Origin of the sequence: Janthinobacterium sp. SUN033, assembly GCF_030397595.1 — a bacterium.
Classification (GTDB): Bacteria; Pseudomonadota; Gammaproteobacteria; order Burkholderiales; family Burkholderiaceae_D; genus Janthinobacterium; species Janthinobacterium kumbetense.
Window position 1 is genome coordinate 1 of sequence record NZ_JAPQNV010000006.1, and the last position, 20,915, is coordinate 20,915.

The 20,915-nt window shown below is 63.3% G+C and carries 16 protein-coding genes; 12 read left to right on the plus strand and 4 right to left on the minus strand.

The window, feature by feature from the left end:
• Window positions 1-133: 133 nt before the first annotated feature.
• Both OX460_RS23325 and OX460_RS23330 read right to left on the minus strand, forming a co-directional pair.
• On the minus strand, window positions 134-1,381 hold the full coding sequence (locus OX460_RS23325; protein ID WP_251351293.1) for a CaiB/BaiF CoA-transferase family protein: 1,248 nt from the start codon (window positions 1,379-1,381) through the stop codon (window positions 134-136).
• Window positions 1,381-2,559, minus strand: coding sequence for an acyl-CoA dehydrogenase (locus OX460_RS23330; protein WP_034745726.1), 1,179 nt, complete (start codon window positions 2,557-2,559; stop codon window positions 1,381-1,383). The genes OX460_RS23325 and OX460_RS23330 overlap by 1 nt, the downstream gene beginning before the upstream one ends.
• A gap of 160 nt (window positions 2,560-2,719) precedes the next feature.
• Between OX460_RS23330 and OX460_RS23335 the strand changes: the two genes are divergently transcribed.
• On the plus strand, window positions 2,720-3,625 hold the full coding sequence (locus OX460_RS23335; protein ID WP_289900087.1) for a LysR substrate-binding domain-containing protein: 906 nt from the start codon (window positions 2,720-2,722) through the stop codon (window positions 3,623-3,625).
• Here OX460_RS23335 and OX460_RS23340 read toward each other — a convergent pair.
• Complete coding sequence (locus tag OX460_RS23340) at window positions 3,622-4,014, minus strand: VOC family protein (protein ID WP_289900088.1); 393 nt, start codon at window positions 4,012-4,014, stop codon at window positions 3,622-3,624. The two genes, OX460_RS23335 and OX460_RS23340, sit on opposite strands and share 4 nt — an antisense overlap.
• A gap of 52 nt (window positions 4,015-4,066) precedes the next feature.
• Window positions 4,067-4,855 carry a helix-turn-helix domain-containing protein gene (locus OX460_RS23345; RefSeq protein WP_289900089.1) on the minus strand — a complete coding sequence of 263 codons (789 nt, stop codon included), beginning with the start codon at window positions 4,853-4,855 and terminating at the stop codon, window positions 4,067-4,069.
• Window positions 4,856-5,000: 145 nt separating this feature from the next.
• Here OX460_RS23345 and leuS point away from each other — a divergent pair, with 145 nt between their 5' ends.
• The 11 genes from leuS (at window position 5,001) to OX460_RS23400 (ending at window position 20,590) form a co-directional block, all read left to right on the plus strand.
• Entirely contained in the window at window positions 5,001-7,640 is a 2,640-nt protein-coding gene (gene leuS, locus OX460_RS23350) for a leucine--tRNA ligase (RefSeq protein WP_099666274.1), read from the plus strand.
• Window positions 7,641-7,642: 2 nt separating this feature from the next.
• Complete coding sequence (gene lptE, locus OX460_RS23355) at window positions 7,643-8,242, plus strand: LPS assembly lipoprotein LptE (protein WP_099666275.1); 600 nt, start codon at window positions 7,643-7,645, stop codon at window positions 8,240-8,242.
• A gap of 10 nt (window positions 8,243-8,252) precedes the next feature.
• Window positions 8,253-9,269, plus strand: coding sequence for a DNA polymerase III subunit delta (gene holA, locus OX460_RS23360; RefSeq protein ID WP_152250703.1), 1,017 nt, complete (start codon window positions 8,253-8,255; stop codon window positions 9,267-9,269).
• 23 nt (window positions 9,270-9,292) lie between these two features.
• Complete coding sequence (locus tag OX460_RS23365) at window positions 9,293-10,564, plus strand: glutamate-5-semialdehyde dehydrogenase (RefSeq protein WP_289900090.1); 1,272 nt, start codon at window positions 9,293-9,295, stop codon at window positions 10,562-10,564.
• A 70-nt stretch (window positions 10,565-10,634) separates the two neighbouring features.
• Window positions 10,635-11,072, plus strand: coding sequence for a CopD family protein (locus tag OX460_RS23370; RefSeq protein ID WP_099666278.1), 438 nt, complete (start codon window positions 10,635-10,637; stop codon window positions 11,070-11,072).
• A gap of 10 nt (window positions 11,073-11,082) precedes the next feature.
• Complete coding sequence (locus OX460_RS23375; protein ID WP_251351286.1) at window positions 11,083-11,697, plus strand: 2-hydroxychromene-2-carboxylate isomerase; 615 nt, start codon at window positions 11,083-11,085, stop codon at window positions 11,695-11,697.
• A 119-nt stretch (window positions 11,698-11,816) separates the two neighbouring features.
• Window positions 11,817-12,986, plus strand: a complete 1,170-nt coding sequence (locus OX460_RS23380; protein ID WP_289900338.1) for a class I SAM-dependent RNA methyltransferase — start codon at window positions 11,817-11,819, stop codon at window positions 12,984-12,986.
• A 180-nt stretch (window positions 12,987-13,166) separates the two neighbouring features.
• Window positions 13,167-14,447: a multidrug effflux MFS transporter gene (locus tag OX460_RS23385; RefSeq protein ID WP_218965298.1), complete on the plus strand. Its 1,281-nt coding sequence runs from the start codon at window positions 13,167-13,169 to the stop codon at window positions 14,445-14,447.
• Window positions 14,448-14,649: 202 nt separating this feature from the next.
• Complete coding sequence (locus tag OX460_RS23390; protein WP_257218830.1) at window positions 14,650-16,803, plus strand: HDOD domain-containing protein; 2,154 nt, start codon at window positions 14,650-14,652, stop codon at window positions 16,801-16,803.
• Window positions 16,804-16,808: 5 nt separating this feature from the next.
• Entirely contained in the window at window positions 16,809-19,013 is a 2,205-nt protein-coding gene (locus OX460_RS23395; protein ID WP_099666283.1) for an EAL domain-containing protein, read from the plus strand.
• 2 nt (window positions 19,014-19,015) lie between these two features.
• The gene (locus tag OX460_RS23400) at window positions 19,016-20,590 is read left to right on the plus strand and encodes an SEL1-like repeat protein (RefSeq protein ID WP_289900091.1); all 1,575 of its coding nucleotides are present in this window, start codon (window positions 19,016-19,018) and stop codon (window positions 20,588-20,590) included.
• The last annotated feature ends 325 nt before the right edge of the window (window positions 20,591-20,915 follow it).

Sequence of the window (20,915 nt, forward strand, 5' to 3'; positions counted from 1 at the left end):
CTGTGCGATAAAGCTGATCCATTCGGCTGGCTGCATGATCTGCTCCCCGCGTGGTGAATATGCAGAGTCAGACAGCGCAGCCAACGGAAGATTCCGGCATTTCCCCTACTTGCCGATGACAGAACCTTTTTCTTTAGACGACCTTGCGTTCGCGCAAACCGTCGATCTGGCCGCCATCGAGGCCCAGCCATTGCTGCAGCACCTCCTGGGTATGCTGTCCCAGCAATGGCGGTGGCAAGCGGTACTGCACCGGCGAGCCCGACAGGCGCACGGGATTGGCCACCAGCGCCACCGTGCCCGCCGTCGGATGCGGCATCTCCACTTTCAAGCCGCGCGCCACCACTTGCGGGTCGGCAAAGACCTGGTCGATGCGGTTGACGGGGCCGCAGGGCACGGCTTGCGCCTCGAAGGCGCTGATCCACTCGGCCGTCGTGCGCATGACCGTGGCCTGGCGCATCAGCGGAATCAGGATCGCGCGGTGCGCCACGCGCTGCGGATTGGTGGCGAAACGTTCGTCCTGCGCCCATTCCGGGTGGCCGGCGACGGCGCAAAAGCGCGAGAATTGCCCATCGTTGCCGATCGCCAGAATCATGTCGCCATCGGCCGTGGGAAAGTCTTGATATGGAACAATGTTCGGATGCGCATTGCCCATGCGCTGGGGCACCTTGCCACCGCACAGGTAATTGGCGGCCTGGTTGCCTAGCGCCGCCACTTGCACGTCGAGCAAGGCCAGGTCGATATGCTGGCCCAGGCCCGAGCGTTCGCGTTCGGCCAGCGCCGCCTGCACGGCGATGGTGGCGTACAGGCCCGTCAGGATGTCCGTCTGCGCCACGCCCACTTTTTGCGGCCCGGCGCCCGGCTGGCCGTCGGGCACGCCCGTGATGCTCATCAAGCCGCCCATGCCCTGGATCAAAAAGTCATAGCCGGCGCGCGCCGCGTACGGCCCATCCTGGCCGAAACCTGTGATGGAGCAGTAGACGAGGCGCGGGTTGAGTTCCAGCAAGCTGGCCGCATCCAGGCCGTATTGCTTCAAGCCATCCAGCTTGAAATTTTCCAGCAAGACATCCGCCTCGGCCGCCAGCCGGCGCACCAGGGCTTGCCCTTCCGGGGCGGCCAGGTCGATGCACAGGGAGCGCTTGTTGCGGTTGGCGCACTGGAAATAGGCGGCCTCGGCGGTGTCGCGGCCATCCTCGTCTTTCAGATACGGCGGCCCCCAGGAGCGCGTGTCGTCGCCGCGGCCCGGCTGTTCAACCTTGACCACGTCGGCGCCCAGGTCGGCCAGCATTTGCCCGGCCCACGGGCCGGCCAGCACGCGCGACAGGTCGAGCACGCGCAAGCCGCTCAAAGGCGCGGGCCGCAGGGTGGAAGCCAAGGCGTCCATTAGTTGAACGCGGCGATGCCGGTGATGGCGCGGCCGATGATCAGCGCGTGCACATCGTGCGTGCCTTCGTAGGTGTTGACCACTTCCAGGTTGACCAGGTGGCGGATGACGCCGAACTCGTCGGAAATGCCATTGCCACCCATCATGTCGCGCGCCACGCGGGCGATGTCCAGCGCCTTGCCGCAGCTGTTGCGTTTCATGATGGAGGTGATTTCCACGGCGGGCGAGCCTTCATCCTTCATGCGACCGAGGCGCAAACAGCCTTGCAAGCCCATGGTGATTTCCGTCAACATGTCGGCCAGTTTCTTTTGCACCAGTTGATTTGCAGCAAGAGGGCGGCCGAATTGCTGGCGGTCCATCGTGTACTGGCGTGCTTTCAGGTAGCAGTCTTCTGCCGCGCCCAGTGCGCCCCAGGCGATGCCGTAGCGGGCGCTGTTCAGGCAAGTGAACGGGCCTTTCAAGCCGCGCACGTCCGGGAAGGCGTTTTCTTCCGGGCAAAATACTTCATCCATGACGATTTCGCCCGTGATGCTGGTGCGCAAGCCGACCTTGCCGTGGATTTCCGGCGCCGACAGGCCTTTCCAGCCTTTTTCCAGTACGAAGCCGCGGATCGCGCCTTCATCGTCCTTGGCCCAGACGACGAACACGTCGGCAATCGGGCTGTTGGTGATCCACATCTTCGCGCCGGAGAGACTGTAGCCGCCCGGCACCTTGCGCGCGCGCGTGACCATGCTGCCTGGGTCGGAGCCGTGGTTCGGTTCCGTCAGGCCGAAGCAGCCGATGTATTCGCCCGTGGCCAGTTTCGGCAGGTATTTCTGTTTGGTTTCTTCGTTGCCGAAAGCGTTGATCGGCACCATCACCAAGGAGGATTGCACGCTCATCATCGAGCGGTAGCCCGAATCGACGCGCTCGACTTCGCGCGCGGCCAGGCCGTAGCAGACGTAGTTCAGGCCGGCGCCGCCGTATTCTTCGGGAATGGTGGTGCCCAGCAAGCCCAGCTCTCCCATTTCGCGGAAGATGGCGGCGTCCGTGCGGCCATGGCGGAACGATTCGAGCACGCGCGGCACCAGGCTGCCCTGGCAATAGTCGCGGGCCGCTTCCAGCACGGCGCGTTCGTCGCCCGTCAGTTGTTCTTCCAGCAGCAGGGGGGAATTCCAGTCGAATACGGTTTTGCTCATCACAGGCCTCGCAGGTGAGCGCCGGTGATCGGCGCAAGATTGAATATGACTCATGGTAGATTTTTGCCTAGCCTTGCGCAAACGATTTTTTCGCACCCAGACATGCGTATTGCGCATATCTTGCGGCATACTAGGGGTCTTTTACCGGCCGGATATTCCCATGTCACGCAAAATCCCCATGCTGCAAGCGCTGAACTGCTTCGAGGCGGCCGCGCGCCACCAGAGCTACACGCATGCGGCGCGCGAACTGTCGCTGACGCAAAGCGCCGTGTCGCGCCAGATTTCGTCCCTGGAAACTTTTCTTGGGGTGCAACTGTTTCAGCGCACGCGCCATGGCGTGCTGCTGACCAGCGCCGGCGCCGCGTATGCACGGCAGATCGCCGCCCGCCTCGATGGCTTGGAGCGCGACACGCTCGACACCATGGCGCGCCAGGGCGGCGGCGGGGCCTTGCAGCTCGCTTCCGTGCCCACGTTTGCCACGCGCTGGCTGATGCCGCGGCTGTCTTCGCTGGCGGACTTGCATCCGGACATCGTCGTGCATATCGACGCGTATACAAAACCGTTCATGTTTGCCGATACGGAATACGACGGCGCCCTGTACGCGGGCACGCCCGAGCAGCTGGCGCGTTGGCCCGGCACGCGCGCCACCTTGCTCATGCACGAAGAAATCGTGCCCGTCGCCAGCCCCCGCCTGCTGGCGGCGCGCAGCGACTGGCAGCCGCAGGATTTATTGGAATTGACCTTGTTGCAACAGAGTACGCGCCCGGGCGCCTGGCGCCAGTGGTTTGACGCCATGCAGATCGAGGGCGAGGGGCGCGACGGGGCGCACTACGGCGCCCGCTACGAACTGTTTTCCATGCTGGCCATGGCGGCCGTGCAAGGGCAGGGCGTGGTCTTGCTGCCACGCATGCTGGTCGAAGCGGAACTGGCGCGTGGCGAATTGCAGATCGCATGCGAGCGCCCACTGCGCGGTCAGCGCGCGTATTACCTGATCACGCCCGAAACGGCGCATGAAAAGACGGCCTTGCAGCAGTTCCGGCTATGGCTGCAGGGCGAAGCGGCCTAGAGCACCTTGGCCGTATCGAAATGCGGATTGTCGATCAGGCCGATCTGGTTGCCGTACGGGTCGAGCAATTCCACCGTGCGGATGCCGTCGCCCACGTCCGTGATCGGGTGGTGCAGGGTGCCGCCCAGCGCAACGATGCGCTCGACTTCCTGCTCGATGCCGTCCACGCCCCAATACGTCACGCTGCCCTGCGTGCCCGCTTCGCCGCCCGGCAGCAAGCCCAGCTCGAAGCCGCCGATGGCAAAGCCAACATAGAACGGCTGGTCGAAATACGGCGCCGTGCCAAATACCTGGCTGTACCAGGCCTTGGCTTTGTCCAGGTCGGGGACGGGATAGGTGACGGTGCGCAAGCCCTTGATCATGTTCTGCTCCTGTTGGTTGAAATGCATGACGCCATGATGCCACCGGCGCGCGCCGCGCGATTGGAAAAATGGAAGGTGGTCACGCGCGCCGGCCCGTCAGCCACGCCTCGGGTGAGCTGCGGGCGAAATCCTGGAAGTCGTGGATCAGGTGCGACTGGTCGAAATAACCATATTGCAAGGCCACTTGCGCCCAGTCCGGCTGTCCCGCCAGGCTTGTCAGGCCCTGGCTGGCGGCACGGAAGCGGCAGATGCGGGCAAACAGCTTCGGGCTGATGCCGACTTGCTGGCGAAATTGCAGCGCCAGGTGCTGGCGCGACACGCCCAGTTGCTGCGCCAGACCCTCCACGCGCACCTGGCCGGATGCGCGCTCGATGGCCGCGATGGCATGTTCGGCCGCGCCGGCCTGGCGCCGTGGCGGCGCGGTGCGCAGGCGCAGCAGCAGATAATCTTGCAAAATAGAAATTCTTTGCGCATTGGACAAGGGCTCGCTCCACAACGCGTCACCGAGGCGCGCCGCCAGCTCGCGGCCCCACAGTTGCTGCAAGCCCGTGCGGCCATCGCTGAGTTCACACAAGGGAAGCTGGAAAAAGTGTGCCGCCGCGCCCGGCTTGAAGCGGGCAGCCACCGTCTGCACGAGACCCTGGCTGAGGACGGCAATCGGCGCCGTCATCATGCCTACGGCAAAGCTGGCGTCCTGCTGGTCCTGGCACAGGATGTCGATGCAATTGTCTGGCAAGACCTGGTGCGTCAGGGGCGTGGCGCCCGTTTGCACGCGACACGTCCAGACGCAGTCCAGCCATGGCCACAGGGCGGGGATGGGCGGATATTCCTGGTAGACGATCATGGTCGGCGTTGATGCAAAGAACAAGATTGTGGCATATGTATTGTTGCATACGGCATAGCATAATTGTGCGCCGGCCGAAATATGCGAGACCGGGCCGCCGGCGCGCCGCGCTATCGGGCGGCGACAACCAGTATAATGCTCGGTTCATATCCACTATTGGCCGCACATCATGCAAGATAAATATAGTCCCGCCGACGTCGAACAAGCCGCCCAATCGCACTGGAAGGCGATCGACGCCTATAAAGCCGTCGAACACGACCCGCGTTTCCCAAAAGGCAAGTATTTTGCCTGCTCGATGCTGCCTTACCCTTCGGGCAAGCTGCACATGGGTCACGTGCGCAACTATACGATCAATGACGTGATGTACCGCTACCTGCGCATGAATGGCTACAACGTGCTCATGCCGATGGGCTGGGATGCGTTCGGCATGCCGGCGGAAAACGCGGCCATGGCCAACAACGTGCCGCCCGCGCAATGGACGTATTCGAACATCGCCCACATGAAGCAGCAGATGGAATCGATGGGCCTGGCCATCGACTGGTCGCGCGAAATGACCGCCTGCAAGCCTGAATACTACAAATGGAACCAGTGGATGTTCCTGAAGATGCTGGAAAAAGGCATCATCTACAAGAAAACCGGTACCGTGAACTGGGACCCGATCGACCAGACCGTGCTGGCCAACGAACAAGTCGTCGATGGCCGCGGCTGGCGTTCGGGCGCGCTGATCGAAAAGCGCGAAATCCCCATGTACTACGCGCGCATCACCGATTACGCGGAAGAGTTGCTGGCATATGTGGATGACAAGCTGCCGGGCTGGCCCGAGCGCGTGCGCACCATGCAGACCAACTGGATCGGCAAGTCGACGGGCGTGCGCTTCGCCTTCCCGCATGACATCAAGGACGCGAATGGCGCCCTGATCGGCGACGGCAAGCTGTATGTGTTTACCACCCGTCCGGACACCGTCATGGGCGTGACCTTCTGCGCCGTGGCCGCCGAGCACCCGCTGGCCATCCACGCTGCGCAAAGCAATCCTGCGCTGGCCGCCTTCAACGCCGAATGCAAGCTCGGTTCCGTGATCGAAGCGGACATGGCAACGATGGAGAAGAAGGGCATGCCGACCGGCCTGTTCGTCACCCATCCGCTGACGGGCGCGCAAGTGGAAGTCTGGGTCGGCAACTACGTGCTGATCACCTACGGCGATGGCGCCGTGATGGGTGTGCCGGCGCACGACGAACGCGATTTCGGCTTTGCCAAGAAATACGACCTGCCGATCAAGCAAGTCATCGAAGTCAAGGGCCAGGAATTCTCGACGGACGCCTGGCAGGAATCGTATGGCAGCAAGGACGGCGTTTGCGTCGCTTCCGGCAAATACGACGGCCTGCATTTCGCGTCCGCCGTCGATGCGGTGGCCGCCGACCTGGCCGAACTGGGCCTGGGTGAAAAGAAAACCACGTTCCGCCTGCGCGACTGGGGCATTTCGCGTCAGCGCTACTGGGGTACGCCGATCCCGATGATCCATTGCGCCGATTGCGGCGTGGTGCCGGTGCCGGAAAAAGACTTGCCGGTGGTGCTGCCGGAAGACTGCGTGCCGGACGGCACGGGCAATCCGCTGAACAAATACGAAGCCTTCCTGCAGTGCGACTGCCCGCAGTGCGGCAAGCCGGCGCGCCGCGAGACGGACACCATGGATACCTTCGTCGATTCGTCGTGGTATTACATGCGCTATACCTCGCCAGGCTCGAACGACGCGATGGTCGACGCGCGCAACGATTACTGGATGCCGATGGACCAGTACATCGGCGGCATCGAACACGCCGTCATGCACTTGCTGTACGCGCGCTTCTGGACCAAGATCATGCGCGACTTCGGCCTGGTCAAGTTCGACGAGCCATTCGTCAACCTGCTGACGCAAGGCATGGTGCTCAACGAAACATATTATCGCAAGGACGCGGTGGGCAAGACCACCTGGTTCAACCCGGACGACGTGCGCCTGTCGCTCGATGACAAGGGCCGTCCGCAAAGCGCCGTCCTGGTGGCCGACGGCCAGCCGGTAGAAATCGGCGGCACGGAAAAAATGTCGAAGTCGAAGAACAACGGCATCGACCCGCAAGCGCAGATCGAGCAGTACGGCGCCGACACGGCCCGCCTGTTCACCATGTTCGCTTCGCCGCCGGAACAGACGCTGGAATGGTCGGGCAGCGGCGTCGAAGGCGCGAACCGCTTCCTGCGCCGCGTGTGGAACTTCGGCTACGCCCAGTCGGCGACGATTCAAGCCGCGCTGGCCGGCGGCGCCGCACCGGCCACGGGCGACGCGCAGAAAAACCTGCGCCGCGAATTGCACAAGCTGCTGCAGCAAGCCGATTACGACTTGAAGCGCATCCAGTACAACACCGTGGTATCGGCCTGCATGAAGATGCTCAACACGCTGGAATCGGCCAAGCTGGACGATAGCGCGCAGTCGAAGGCGCTGATCGCCGAAGGCTTCTCCATCTTCCTGCGCCTGCTCAACCCCGTCGCGCCGCACATCACCCACGTGCTGTGGCAGGAACTGGGCTACGCGGGCGTGCACGGCGACCTGCTCAACGTCGCCTGGCCGCAAGTCGACCCGGCTGCATTGGAGCAGTCCGAGATCGAGATGATGATCCAGGTGAACGGCAAGCTGCGCGGCTCGATCACCGTGTCCAAGGATGCGGACAAGGCCAGCATCGAAGCGGCTGCGCTGGCGTGCGAAAGTGTGCAGAAGTACGTCGAGACCACGCCGAAGAAGATCATCGTCGTGCCAGGCAAGTTAATCAGCATCGTGGTGTAATCATGACGACTTCCTCTTCCGTATCGCTGTTGGGCCGCCGCGCCGTGCTGGCCTTGGGCCTGACTGTTTTGCTGTCGGCCTGCGGCTTCCATTTGCGCGGTTCGAACGGCAGTTTCATGCTGCCGTTCGCGACGATGTACATCGGCTTGCCCGACACGTCGCCGCTGGCGATCGGCCTGAAGCGCTATATCCGCGCCATTGGCAGCACGGAAGTGGTCAACACCAGGGATGGCGCCGACGCCGTCCTTGAAGTGCTCAGCGACCCGGAGAGGAATCAGACCAAGACCATTTTGTCGCTGAACAAAAATGGCCGGGTACAAGAGTATCAACTCGGCTACTCGATCAATTTCCGCGTGGTGGACAAGGCCGGCAACCAGTTGCTGGCGCCGACGACCATCAGCCTGGTGCGTCCGATCACCTTCGACGACTCGCAGGTACTGGCCAAGGAAACGGAAGAAGCGGCGCTGTACCGCGACATGCGCAACGACCTGGTGCAGCAGATCATGCGCCGCCTGGCCGCCATCAAGCCGGTGCTGCCGGCCATGTCGGTGGCGCCAGTGGCGCCCGTGACGCCTGTCGCGCCGGCAGCCCCGCAGCAGTGACGGGGACGCCATGCAATTGCGGATAGACGCGCTCGATGGGCATGTGGCCAAGCCGCTGGCGCAGCTGTATGTGATCACCAGCGACGAACACCTGCTGGCGCTGGAAGCGGCCGACAAGATCCGCCGCGCGGCGCGTGCGCAGGGATACTCCGAGCGCGACGTGCTGACGGTGGAGCGCAGCTTCAAGTGGGGCGAGCTGCTGGCGGCGAACCAGGAGCTGTCGCTGTTCGGTGACAAGAAAATGATCGAGTTGCGCATCCCCACCGGCAAGCCGGGCAAGGATGGCGGCGCGGCGCTGCAAAGCTACGCGAAAAACCTCAGTCCCGACAACCTGACCCTGATCACCTTGCCCAAGCTGGATTGGGCCACGCAGAAGGCGGCCTGGGTCGCCAGCCTGCAGCAGGCGGCCGTATATATCGAGATTCCGAACGTGGAGCGGGCGCAGTTGCCGGCGTGGATAGGCCAGCGCCTGGCCGCGCAGGGACAAAGCGCCGAACGGGCCAGCATCGACTTCATCGCCGAACGGGTGGAAGGTAACTTGCTGGCGGCGCACCAGGAAATCCAGAAACTGGGCTTGCTGCATGCCGCGGGTAAGCTGACGTATGAACAAGTGCAGGACGCGGTGTTGAACGTGGCCCGCTATGATGTCTTCAAGCTGTCCGAAGCCATGCTGGCCGGCGATCCGGCGCGCCTGGTGCGCATGCTCGAAGGCTTGAAAGGCGAGGGCGAGGCGCTGCCGCTGGTCTTGTGGGCCGTATCCGAAGAAATCCGCACGCTGTTAAAATTGAAGGCGGGCATGGCGCAAGGGCGTCCATTGGGCGCGCTGCTGAAGGAATACCGCATCTGGGGGCCGCGCGAGCGGATGATGGAACCGGCCCTGCGGCGCATTTCGCTACCCGTGCTGGAAGCGGCGCTGCAGCAGGCGGCGCAGGTGGACAAGATGATCAAGGGCTTGCGCGCCAAGGGCTACGCGGGCGATGCCTGGGATGCCATGCTGCAGTTGGGCCTGAAGATCGCCCGAGGCTAGTTTTTTACTATATGGATACGAGCATGGACATCACAGAATATATGCAGGACGTGGGCACGCGCGCGCGCGCCGCCTCGCGCGCCATGGCGCGTGCCGACAGCGCCACGCGTAACCGCGCCTTGAGCCTGATTGCCGCCGCCATCGTGCGCGATGCCGACCTGCTGCGCGCGGCGAACCAGCGCGACCTCGATGCGGCCGCCGCCGCCGGCCTGGCGCCGGCCATGCTCGACCGCCTGACGCTATCCGACGCTGCCATTGCCACCATGGTCGAAGGCTTGACGCAGATCGTGTCGCTGGCCGATCCGATCGGCGAAATCTCGAACATGAAGTTCCGCCCGACGGGCATCCAGGTGGGCCAGATGCGCGTGCCGCTGGGCGTCATCGGCATCATCTATGAAGCGCGTCCGAACGTGACGGTGGATGCGGCCGGCCTGTGCATCAAGAGCGGCAACGCGACGATCTTGCGCGGCGGCTCGGAAGCGATTCACTGCAACCGCGCGCTGGCCAAGCTGGTGGCCGAGGGCTTGCAGGGAGCCGGCTTGCCGGCCGATGCCGTGCAAGTCATCGACACCACCGACCGCGCCGCCGTCGGTGCCCTGATCACCATGCCGCAGTACGTGGACGTCATCGTGCCGCGCGGCGGCAAGAGCCTGATCGCGCGCCTGATGGATGAGGCCACCGTGCCGATGATCAAGCACCTCGATGGCATTTGCCACGTCTATATCGACGCCAAGGCCGATATCCAGAAGGCGGTCGATATCGGCTTCAACGCGAAGTGCCACCGCTACGGCACCTGCAACACCATGGAAACGCTGCTGGTGTCGCGCGCCGTCGCCGCGACCGTGCTGCCCCAGCTGGCCGAACTGTACCTGACCAAGCAGGTGGAACTGCGCGCCGATCCGGAAAGCCATGCGATCCTGGCCGCCGCCGCTTATCCGTACCTGGTGCCCGCCACCGAGGAAGACTGGTCCACCGAATACCTGGCGGCGATCCTGTCGGTGAAAGTGGTCGACGGCATCGACGAAGCGATGGACCACATTAACCAGTATTCGTCCAAGCATACGGAATCGATCATCACGGAAGACTACAGCGATGCGCTGCGCTTCCTGCGCGAAGTCGATTCCGCCTCGGTGATGGTGAACGCGTCGACGCGTTTCGCCGACGGCTTCGAATATGGCCTGGGCGCCGAGATCGGCATCTCGAACGACAAGCTGCATGCACGCGGCCCGGTGGGACTGGAAGGCCTGACCTCGCTCAAGTACGTGGTCTTTGGCCACGGCGAAGTACGTAAATAGTCTCTTTCGCGGGCTGCCCACAAGGTGGCCCGTGCTCTCGTTTCTCTCCACTTCTGACATTGGGAACCCCATGCTCTTTCTCTGGACCAAAGCCTTTCACATCATCTTCGTCATGTCCTGGTTTGCCGGCCTGTTTTATTTGCCGCGCATCTTCGTGAATTTGGCGATGGAGACGGAAACGGTGGCCACCGAGCGCCTGCTGCTGATGGCGCGCAAGCTGTACCGCTTCATGTCCCTGCTGGCACTGCCGGCCATGGTGCTGGGGCTGGCGTTGATGTGGATGCTGTACGGCGGGGGCGAAGGCCGCATGAAGATGCCGGGCTGGATGCACGCCAAGCTGACGTTCGTGGTGCTGCTGCTCGGTTATCACCATGCCTGCGGCGCCATCCTGCGCAAGTTTGAAAAAGGTCTCAACAAGCGCAGCCACACCTGGTTCCGCTGGTTTAATGAAGTGCCGGTGGTGATGCTGCTGGCCGTCGTCGTGCTGGTCGTGGTCAAGCCTTTCTAAGGGAGTCGAGATGAGTGCAAGTCAGAGCAAAGTCGTGCAGTATTTCTTCGCGCCCCACTCTCCATGGACTTACCTGGGGCACGCACGCCTGATGGCCATCGCCGCGAAGACGGGCGCACAGATCGACGTGCGACCCTTCGACCTGGGCAAGGTTTTCAGCGTCTCGGGCGGCCTGCCGCTGGCCAAGCGCGCACCGCAGCGCCAGGCGTATCGCCTGGCCGAACTGGCACGCTGGTCGGCCTTTTTGCAAGTTCCCCTGACCTTGCAGCCCAAGTTTTTTCCCGTGTCGCCGGAAGCGTCGGCCAAGCTGATCATCGCCACGCGCCTGGCGCACGGCGTGGAGGCATCGCTGAACCTGGCGCACGCCATCATGCGCGGCTTGTGGGCGGAAGAGCGCAACATCGGCGACGAGGAAACACTGGTGCAGATCGCGCTCGACGCCGGTTTCGATGGCCGCCAGTTGCTGAAAACGTCGGAAACGGCCAGCGTGCAGGCCGAATACGACGCCAACACGGAGGCAGCGACCGCCGCTTCCGTGTTCGGCTCGCCGTGGTACATCGTCGATGGCGAAGGGTACTGGGGCCAGGACCGCCTCGATTTTGTCGAACGGGCGCTGGCAGGGTAGTCAAGCAAAAGCAGTTTTTTAAACGTAGTAAGCAGCGCCTGTAATTTAGCGGGCGTTCAACACAATGGAATAAGGGTACACCAACCATGGCTTCATATTTTTGCCCATGCCCGCGCGGCATGGAAGCGGCGCTGGCCGAGGAACTGGGCGAGATTGCCCAGGATAGTTCGACCATGAAGGTCCACAATCAGGTGCCGGGCGGCGTACATTGCTCGGGCGACCTGCTGGACTCCTACCGCATCAACCTGCATTCGCGCATCGCTTCGCGCGTGCTGATGCGCATGGCCCATTCCGGCTACAAGACGGAAAACGATATTTATGACCTGACCCTGGCGCAATCCTGGGAAGACTGGTTCGGCGTGCACCACACGATCCGCGTCGACGTCACGGCCGTCAAATCGCCGCTGCGCAGCCTGGAGTTCACGACCCTGAAAATCAAGGATGCGATCTGCGACCGCTTCCGCGACCAGTTCAACGAGCGTCCGTCGGTCAATACCAAGACGCCGGACATGCGCATCGTCGGCTTCCTCGACGCGCATACGTTTACCGTGTACCTCGACACCTCGGGCGAAGCCCTGTTCAAGCGCGGCTGGCGCGAAGAGACGGGCGACGCGCCGCTGCGCGAAAACCTGGCCGCCGGCCTGCTGCGCGTGTCGGGCTGGAAGCCTGGCATGGTGCTGTTCGACCCGATGTGCGGTTCCGGCACCATCCTGGCCGAAGCGGCGCAGATGCTGCAGGGGATTCCGCCGGGCGCCTCGCGCCAGTTCGCGTTTGAAAACTTCCATGACTTCGATCCGGCGCCGTGGAATGCCATGAAAAACGCCATCAAGGTCAATCCGCTGCCCGCCGAACCGACCATTTTCGGCAGCGACATCTCGGGCGACATGGTCGCCATGACACGCCATAACCTGCGTTGCGCCGGTGTGCGCTTCGACGTGCCCTTGAAACAGATCGAGGCGCAGGAAGTCAAGCCGCCAAGCGACGTGCCGGGCATCATGCTGACCAACCCGCCGTACGGCGAGCGTATCGGTGTGCGCGGCGACAGCACCATCCCGGAAGACGAACTGTCGACGTCCTTCTATTCGGCCATGGGCACGACCCTGAAGCAGCGTTTCGCCGGCTGGACCGTGTTCCTGTTCACGGCCGACCTGGGCCTGCCCAAGCTGCTGCGTTTGAAGGAAGCACGTAAGACGCCATTCTTCAACGGCGCGCTGGAATGCCGTCTGTTCCGCTTTGATATGGTCGCCGGCTACAACCGTAGAGAAGAAGCCAAACCGAAAAACATCTGATTAAACCTACTGCGCGTTGCCACTTGCGGCTTGCGATGCTCACCGTACTTTTGTACGGTTGCGCTTCTCGGCCACAATTGGCGGCCGCTCGCTACGGTTTTCTCAGGTGTTTTACGCGCTAAAAAATGCAGTATCACGCGCGCGGACCGTAACCGGTCCGCGCGCCACTTTGGATCCGCCATGTTTCCCACCCCTCCGGCCGATGTGCCGCCCGACCCGGTTACCCCCGTTCCTCCTCCCACGCCGAGCCACATGGCGCCGTTGAGCCGTGGTGCGCTGGCCATGATGCTCGCCGGGCTGTCGATGCTGGGGCCCCTGTCGATCGACACGTACCTGCCCGCGTTTGGCGCGATCCAGGGTTCGCTGCAAGCGTCGCCGCTGGAAGTACAGCAGTCGCTGACGTTCTACATGCTGGCCTTTGCCGGCATGGTGCTGTGGCATGGCGCGATCTCGGATACTTTTGGCCGGCGCAACGTCATTCTTGTGTCACTGCTGATGTTTGCCATCGGCTCGCTCGGCTGCGCTTCCGCGCACACGGTGCACTACCTGTGGTTCTTCCGCATCATGCAGGGCGTCTCGGCCGGCGCCGGCGTGGTGATCAGCCGCGCCATCATCCGCGACCTGTATGCCGATGCGGCGGCGGCGCGGCTGCTGTCGCTGGTGACGATGATCTTTTCCATCGCCCCGGCGGTGGCGCCGATTCTCGGTGGCTGGATCGTCATCTGGTTCGACTGGCGCTCGATCTTCCTGTTCCTCGCCTTTTACACGCTGGTGCTGCTGGCGTTCTGCTACTGGCGCCTGCCCGAGACCCTGCCGATGGAAAAGCGCCAGCCGTTCAATCCCCGCTTCCTCGCCTCGAGCTATGGCCAGATCCTGCGCTCGCCCCTGTTCCACATCAAGGCTGGCATCGTCGCCCTCAATTTCGCGGGCCTGTTCCTGTTCATCACGGCCGCGCCGGAAATGCTGCCCAAGCAGCTGGGCCTGGGGCCATCGCAATTCGGCTGGCTGTTCATTCCCTGCGTGAGCGGCATCTTCATGGGTGCCGCGGCGGCCAACCGCATCGCCGGCAAGGTGACGTTCGCGCGCCAGATCGGCATCGGCTTTGCTTTTCTGCTGTGCGCCGCCAGCGTCAATGTCGTGTATCACCTGTTCCTGCCGCCCTCCTTGCCCTGGTCGGTGCTGCCGCTGTTCTTCTACACCTTCGGCATGTCGCTGGTGGGGCCGGGCGCGACCCTGCTGGCGCTCGATCTGTTCCCGCATATCCGCGGCACGGTGGCTTCGTGTCAGTCGTTTGCCAGCACCTTGCTGGGCGCCGTGGTGGCCGGCGTGATCTCGCCGCTGCTGTCCGGTTCCGTGCTGTGGCTGGCCTCGGGCCAGTTGGCGTTTACGGGCCTGGCGCTGGCGCTGTGGCTGATATCGCGGCGCTTTCGTCACCGTTTGCTGGGTTCCTTCAAGGCATAAGTTTCCACTGCAGAACGCTAGATTTATTTCAACTTAATTTTCTATATTGCAAGTAATATTCGGCGCTTATGATAAGATGACTTCTTTTCCCGGCATCCTCTCAGGCGACATTTTTTGGGTTACAGGAGTAGAGGATTCCTCTGACGTGGCCGCGCTTCGCTGCTAAGCGCTCATCCTTTTCGAACCGGCAATGCCTGATACGATGCATCAATCTGATCAAGATATTCGCAATCGCCTGCTGATTGCCCGCCTGCCGGCCATGCCGCAGATACTCATCAAGCTGATCGCCCACCTGCAGGCCGACGATGCCGGCATGCCGGAGCTGGCCGCCCTGATCGCCAAGGATGCGGGCATGACCAGCAAGATCCTCGGCGTGGCCAACAGCTCGGCCTACCATCGCCAGGGCAAGGTCGTCAGCCTGGAGCAATCGCTCGTGTCGCTGGGTACGGACATGATCAAGACCCTGGTCATCAGCGAATCCGTCTTTCAGACCTTCAACAGCTTTCCCCATTCCGGCAGCACGGATTTGCGCGCCTTCTGGAAAAGTTCGCTGTCGGCCGCCGTCATGGCGCGCGCGCTGGCCAAGGCCATGGCCTATCCGCACGTCGAGGAAGCGTATCTGGCCGGCTTGCTGCACAACGTGGGCCGCCTGGCCTTGCTGGCCACGGCGCCGAAGGAATACGCGTTCAATTTCACGGCGCGCGACGATGCCGCCCTGTGCGCGGTGGAGCAGCGCACCTTGCAGATTACGCATGCTGAAGCGGGCGCCTGGCTGATCGAGCGCTGGCATCTCGATTCCTTCCTGGCCGACAGCGTGCTGTATCACCACGAACCGCTGGCGCGCCTGGAAGCGAGCCATCCCCTGATTCGCATCGTGCGCCTGGCGCACCTGCTGTGCTGCCATGCCGATGATGCGGAATCGATCACGCAGGCGGCAAGCCTGTGCGCGCTGGATGTCGACGTACTGCAAGACCTGGCCGGCAGCGTCGCGCGCCAGGTGGCGCAGGCCGCGCAGCACCTGGGCATCGACCTGGCCGGTGCGGATGATATCGCCACGCCACCCGCGTATGCGCCGCCATCCGTCGATCCGGTGCAGCAGCGCCTGTCCGATGAAGTGCGCAATATGGTGCTGGTGTCCGAAGTGGGCCAGACCTTCGCCCGCCAGCAGGGAGAAAGCAGCCTGCTCGAAGCCATCACGCGCTCGGCGCGCATCCTGTTCGATTTCGACACGGCCGTCATCCTGCTGCAAAACCCCACCGGCCATGCGCTCGTCGGCGTTGCGGCGGGCGAACATCAGCAGCGTCTGGCCGGCTTCTCGATCCCGCTGGCCAAGGGCGGGCTCCTGGCCGCTTCGGCGCTGGAGTGCCAACTGGCGTTCCTGAAGCGCGACATGCCGGCGCTGGGCATCGTCGAAGAGCAGTTGTTCCGCATTCTCGGTACCGACAGCCTGGTTTGCGTGCCGCTCGTGGCGGGCCAGCGCAGCCTGGGTGTGCTGATCGGCGGCGTGGCGGCGTGGCAGATTCCCGCCTGCCAGAAGCGTGAGGGTTTTCTGCGCGCCTATGCCAACCAGGCCGCCACGGCGCTGGAAACGGCCATCAGCGCGCGCGGCCTGGCACGGCGCCAGCTCGATCACGTGGCCGAGGAATACCGCGCCGCGTCGCGTCGCGTCGTGCATGAAGTGAATAACCCGCTGTCCATCATCAAGAACTACCTGAGCGTGCTCGATCACAAGCTGGAGAAGCAGGAGCCGGTCACGGGCGAGATGTCGATCCTGAACGAGGAAATCGACAGGGTCGGCCAGTTGATCAGCGGCCTGGCCGACCTGCAGCCGGTGGCGGCCAGCGGCGTGACCGATTGCGCGCGCGTGGTCGACGATGTGCTGCGGCTGTTCCGCGCCACCGACTTCCTGCCGCCGAAGATCGAGGTGGTCACGCGCATGCAGGATGCACCATGCGAAGTGGAGGCCGATGCCGACATGCTCAAGCAAATCCTGCTCAACCTGCTGAAAAACGCCGTCGAAGCCTTGCCCGATGGCGGGCGCATCGAAGTGGCGAACCGTGGCCACGTCAACCGCGACCGTCGCCTGTACCTGGAATTGTGCGTCAGCGACAATGGCGCCGGCCTGGCGCCGGAAGTGCTGGCCAATCTGTTTTCCCCTGTGCGCAGCAGCAAGGAAGGGGCGCATCACGGCCTGGGCCTGTCCATCGTGCATGACCTGGTCACCCGCCTGCATGGCGTGATCGGCTGCCGCAGCAGCAAGTCCGGCACCTCGTTTGAAATTCTGCTGCCCATTCCCTTGCCGGCGAGTGCTGCAGCCGCGCTGCCCGCGCCCGGCAATACCGCTTTGTCTTCGTAACGTCCATGAACTCCTCCGCCATTCCGTTTGACCTGGAAAACAGCCCGCGCATCCTGCTGGTCGACGACGAGCCCCGTTTGCTCGCCTCCCTTCACGAATTGCTGAAGGACCGCGGCTACCAGCTGTACACGGCCACCTGCGGCAGCGAGGCGCTGGCGCAGTTGTCGAAACTGCGCTTCGACCTGATCCTGCTCGACTTGCGCCTGCCCGACATGAGCGGCCATGAAATCATGGACCACATCAACCGGCGCGGCATCGAGGGCGACGTGATCGTCATGAGCGGCGACGTCGGCATCGAGGCGGCCATCGGCGCCCTGAAACGCGGCGCTTACGATTATCTGCGCAAGCCCTACAGCCGCGAAGAGCTGCTCAAGACGGTGGAGAATGCGCTGCAGAAGCGCAAGCTGGCGCTGGAAAACGAGCGCATCGCGCTGCAGCTGGAAAATTCGGAAAAGATGTACCGCTACCTGGTCGACAGCTCGCCCGACATCATCTACACCCTGAACCACGAAGGCCGCATCACCTTCATCAACGATCGGGTGCACCAGTTGCTGGGCTTTAGCCGCGAAGAGCTGATCGGCAGCCATTATTCGATCCTCGTGCACGATGAAGACCAGGAGCGGGCGCGCTATGCCTTCAATGAGCGCCGCATCGACGAGCGCGCGTCGCGCAATGTGGAACTGCGCCTGAAGTGCCATAGCGGCAGCGGCAGTGACCGTACCTTCAACAACACCCTGATGACGGTTCCGCTCAATTCGATCGGCATGCACAGCCACGATCACGAAGCCCGGAAGCAGGAATACTTCGGCACCTACGGCGTGGCGCGCGACATCACCGACCGCAAGCGCGCCGAAGAAGTCATTTCCTACCAGGCCTATCACGACATCCTGACGGACCTGCCGAATCGCATGCTGTTCAAGGACCGCCTGGGGCTGGCCGTGATCCAGGCGCGGCGCAAGCTGACGGAGCTGGCCGTGATGTTCATCGACCTCGATCGCTTCAAGCTGGTCAACGATACCCTGGGCCACGTGAAGGGCGACGAGCTGCTGCAGCAGGTGGCGCTGCGCCTGAAGGATTGCCTGCGCCGCGGCGATACCCTGGCGCGCCAGGGCGGCGATGAATTCACCATCGTGCTGCCGGAACTGCGCGACCGCCAGGATGCGCGCCTGATTGCCGACAAGTTCCTCGAATGCCTGCACCAACCCTTTGACCTCGATGGCAACCAGGTGCATATTTCGGCTTCCATCGGCATCGCCATCTATCCGGGCGACGGCGAGACCATCGACGAACTGCTGCGCCATGCCGACATCGCCATGTACCAGGTCAAGGCGCTGGGCAAGAACGGCCACAGTTTTTATCACGAGTCCATGCTCGACGTGTCGCACCAGAAGATCGCGCTCGAACAAAGCCTGCGCAAGGCGCTGGAGCTGAACCAGCTGGAGATGTATTACCAGCCGCAAGTCGATGTGATGACGGGCCGCATCGTCGGCGCCGAAGGCCTGATGCGCTGGAACCATCCGCAACGGGGCTTGCTGACGGCCGGAGAATTCCTGCCGTTCGCCGAGGAAAACGGCTTGATGCTGCCGATCTCGGACTGGATGCTGGGCGCCCTGTGCCGTGACCTGGTGCAGTGGAATGCGGCCGGCGGCGAAGCCGTGCGCCTGTCGCTCAATCTGTCGCCGCAGTACCTGGACCGGGGCGACTTTTTCGAGAAGATGCGCGGCGCGCTGACGCGCTATGGCATCGCGCCGGAAAAGATCGAAGTGGAGATCACGGAAAACATCTGCATCCGCAATCCGCAGTATGCGATCGAGCAGTTGAACAAGCTGTGCCAGCTGGGCGTGTCGGTGGCCATCGACGATTTCGGCACCGGTTATTCCTCGCTGTCGTACCTGCACCGCTTCCCCATCCACACCATTAAGATCGACCAGTCGTTTGTGAAGGAAATCCACGACGAGCATGGACACTATCCCGTCATCCTGGCCATCATCTCGATTGCGCGGGGACTGGGCCTGCACCTGATCGCCGAGGGCGTGGAAACGGAAGGCCAGGCGCGCTATCTGCAGGACAAGGGCTGCACCACGATGCAGGGCTATCTGTACCACCGGCCCATCTCGCTGGGCAGCTTCATCGGCGTGCTGCAGGAGCAGAACCGCCTGATCGCCGATGCCGCTCCCGCGCTGTCGCAGACGCTGGCCATCGAAGCTTGACCATGCCGCTTGCCGCCCCCCGCTACACGGCTGCTCATTACACGGCTGACTACCTGCGCCTGAAAGGGCTGGCCGAGAAGGGCAATGCGAACGCCCAGCACAGCCTGGGCTTCATGCATTTCAATGGCCAGGGCACTGAGCAAAGCTATGCGCTGGCGCTGCACTGGTACAGCCTGGCCGCCGCGCAGGGCCTGGAGCATGCGCAGTACAACCTGGGTGTGATGTGCCAGAAGGGACAGGGCGTGGCGCAGGATTTTGCGCAGGCGGCGCACTGGTACCAGCAGGCGGCCGAGCAGGGGTACGCGGCGGCCCAGTACAACCTGGGCTGGCTGTATGCAAAGGGCCAGGGACTCGCGCAAGATAGCGGGCAAGCCATGCTGTGGTTCAGCCGCGCGGCGGAACAGGGCGACGCGGGTGCGCAAAACAATCTGGGCATGATGTATGACAATGGCAAGGGCGTGCCGCAGGACTTCGTGCAAGCCATCGCCTGGTACCGCAAGGCGGCCGAACAGGGCTATGCACGGGCGCAGTTCAACCTGGGTCTGCGCTACGATAATGGCCAAGGCGTGCGCCAGGACCGCCAGCAGGCGACGGCCTGGATGCGCAAGGCGGCCGAACAGGGCTATGCGCCGGCCCAGTTCAACCTGGCGCTGCGCTATGAAAATGGCGACGTGCTGCCGCAGGACAGCGGGCAGGCGATCACCTGGTACCGGCGCGCGGCCGAGCAGGGCCACGCCAGTTCGCAATTCAACCTGGGCTTGATCTACGATAATGGCCAGGGCGTGCCCTGCGATAAGCAGGCGGCACTCGCGTGGTACGTGAAGGCAGCGGGCCAGGGGCACGCGGCGGCCCAGCATAACCTGGGCCTGCACCATGAGCATGGTGCGCAGGACTATACTCAGGCACAAGTGTTCTACCGCCAGGCGGCCGGGCAGGGTTTTCCCGCAGCCCAGTATCAGCTGGGACTCCTGTATGAGCATGGGCAGGGCGTGCCTGCCGATGCGCAGGAAGCCATCTTCTGGTACCGCAAGGCGGCCGACCAGGGACATGTGCGGGCGCAGTTCGACCTGGGCCTGCGCTATGAACATGGCCAGGGCGTGCCGCAGGATCTGTCGCTGGCGCTGGAGTGGTACTGCCGCGCCGCCGAGCAGGATTACGCGCCGGCGCAATACATGCAGGGCGTGCTGCACGACCGCGACGATGGTCCGGCACCCGATAGCCAGCTGGCCTGCGCTTGTTACTGCCGCGCGGCCGCGCAGGGCCACAGCCTGGCCCAGTTTGCACTGGGCCTGAGGCATGACAATGGCCAGGATGTGCCGCAGGATTATGCCGCGGCCTGGGACTGGTATGCGCTGGCCGCGCGTCAGGGCCATGCGCGGGCGCAAATGAATCTGGGCTTGATGGCGGCCAGCGGCCAGGGTGGCCCGCTCGATTTGCAGCAGGCGTATATCTGGCTGTCGATGGCGGCGGCGGCCGGCGTGGCGGGCGCGGAAAAATCCCTGCGCCAGACGGCGGCGCGCATGCGCGAGACGGATCTGGCGCGGGTGCGCGAACAGCTGGCGGCGATAGCAGGCTGAACCTATCCCGGTAGGGAGCGTCTTCTGCTGGCAGCGTATTCGGGAGCGCGGACAAGGCGTGAGGAGGATGCGTGGCGAGCCACGCGACGACGATCAACGCAGTCCCCGCTTCCGAGGCGCGCCAGTAGGAGATGTATTCATCTGCTGGGATAGGTTCTAAACTATGCCGCCGGCGTTAGCGTGCGCGGATACAACAGCCGGTGTTGTATAGTCCTTTCCCTTCGCCATCTGTGGCACCCCTTGTTTCCCCCAACACGCAAAAAATTGCTGCAGTATTTGCAGTTTTGATGTGCTAAGGTTCCAGCAGAAGGTAGTCTGTCTATTC

Coding starts and splice junctions, on each gene's coding strand:
- OX460_RS23325 (WP_251351293.1), bottom strand. CDS start 1,381: ATGGACGCCTTGGCTTCCACCCTGCGGCCCGCGCCTTTGAGCGGCTTG.
- OX460_RS23330 (WP_034745726.1), bottom strand. CDS start 2,559: ATGAGCAAAACCGTATTCGACTGGAATTCCCCCCTGCTGCTGGAAGAA.
- OX460_RS23335 (WP_289900087.1), top strand. CDS start 2,720: ATGTCACGCAAAATCCCCATGCTGCAAGCGCTGAACTGCTTCGAGGCG.
- OX460_RS23340 (WP_289900088.1), bottom strand. CDS start 4,014: ATGCATTTCAACCAACAGGAGCAGAACATGATCAAGGGCTTGCGCACC.
- leuS (WP_099666274.1), top strand. CDS start 5,001: ATGCAAGATAAATATAGTCCCGCCGACGTCGAACAAGCCGCCCAATCG.
- lptE (WP_099666275.1), top strand. CDS start 7,643: ATGACGACTTCCTCTTCCGTATCGCTGTTGGGCCGCCGCGCCGTGCTG.
- holA (WP_152250703.1), top strand. CDS start 8,253: ATGCAATTGCGGATAGACGCGCTCGATGGGCATGTGGCCAAGCCGCTG.
- OX460_RS23365 (WP_289900090.1), top strand. CDS start 9,293: ATGGACATCACAGAATATATGCAGGACGTGGGCACGCGCGCGCGCGCC.
- OX460_RS23370 (WP_099666278.1), top strand. CDS start 10,635: ATGCTCTTTCTCTGGACCAAAGCCTTTCACATCATCTTCGTCATGTCC.
- OX460_RS23375 (WP_251351286.1), top strand. CDS start 11,083: ATGAGTGCAAGTCAGAGCAAAGTCGTGCAGTATTTCTTCGCGCCCCAC.
- OX460_RS23380 (WP_289900338.1), top strand. CDS start 11,817: ATGGAAGCGGCGCTGGCCGAGGAACTGGGCGAGATTGCCCAGGATAGT.
- OX460_RS23385 (WP_218965298.1), top strand. CDS start 13,167: ATGTTTCCCACCCCTCCGGCCGATGTGCCGCCCGACCCGGTTACCCCC.
- OX460_RS23390 (WP_257218830.1), top strand. CDS start 14,650: ATGCATCAATCTGATCAAGATATTCGCAATCGCCTGCTGATTGCCCGC.
- OX460_RS23395 (WP_099666283.1), top strand. CDS start 16,809: ATGAACTCCTCCGCCATTCCGTTTGACCTGGAAAACAGCCCGCGCATC.
- OX460_RS23400 (WP_289900091.1), top strand. CDS start 19,016: ATGCCGCTTGCCGCCCCCCGCTACACGGCTGCTCATTACACGGCTGAC.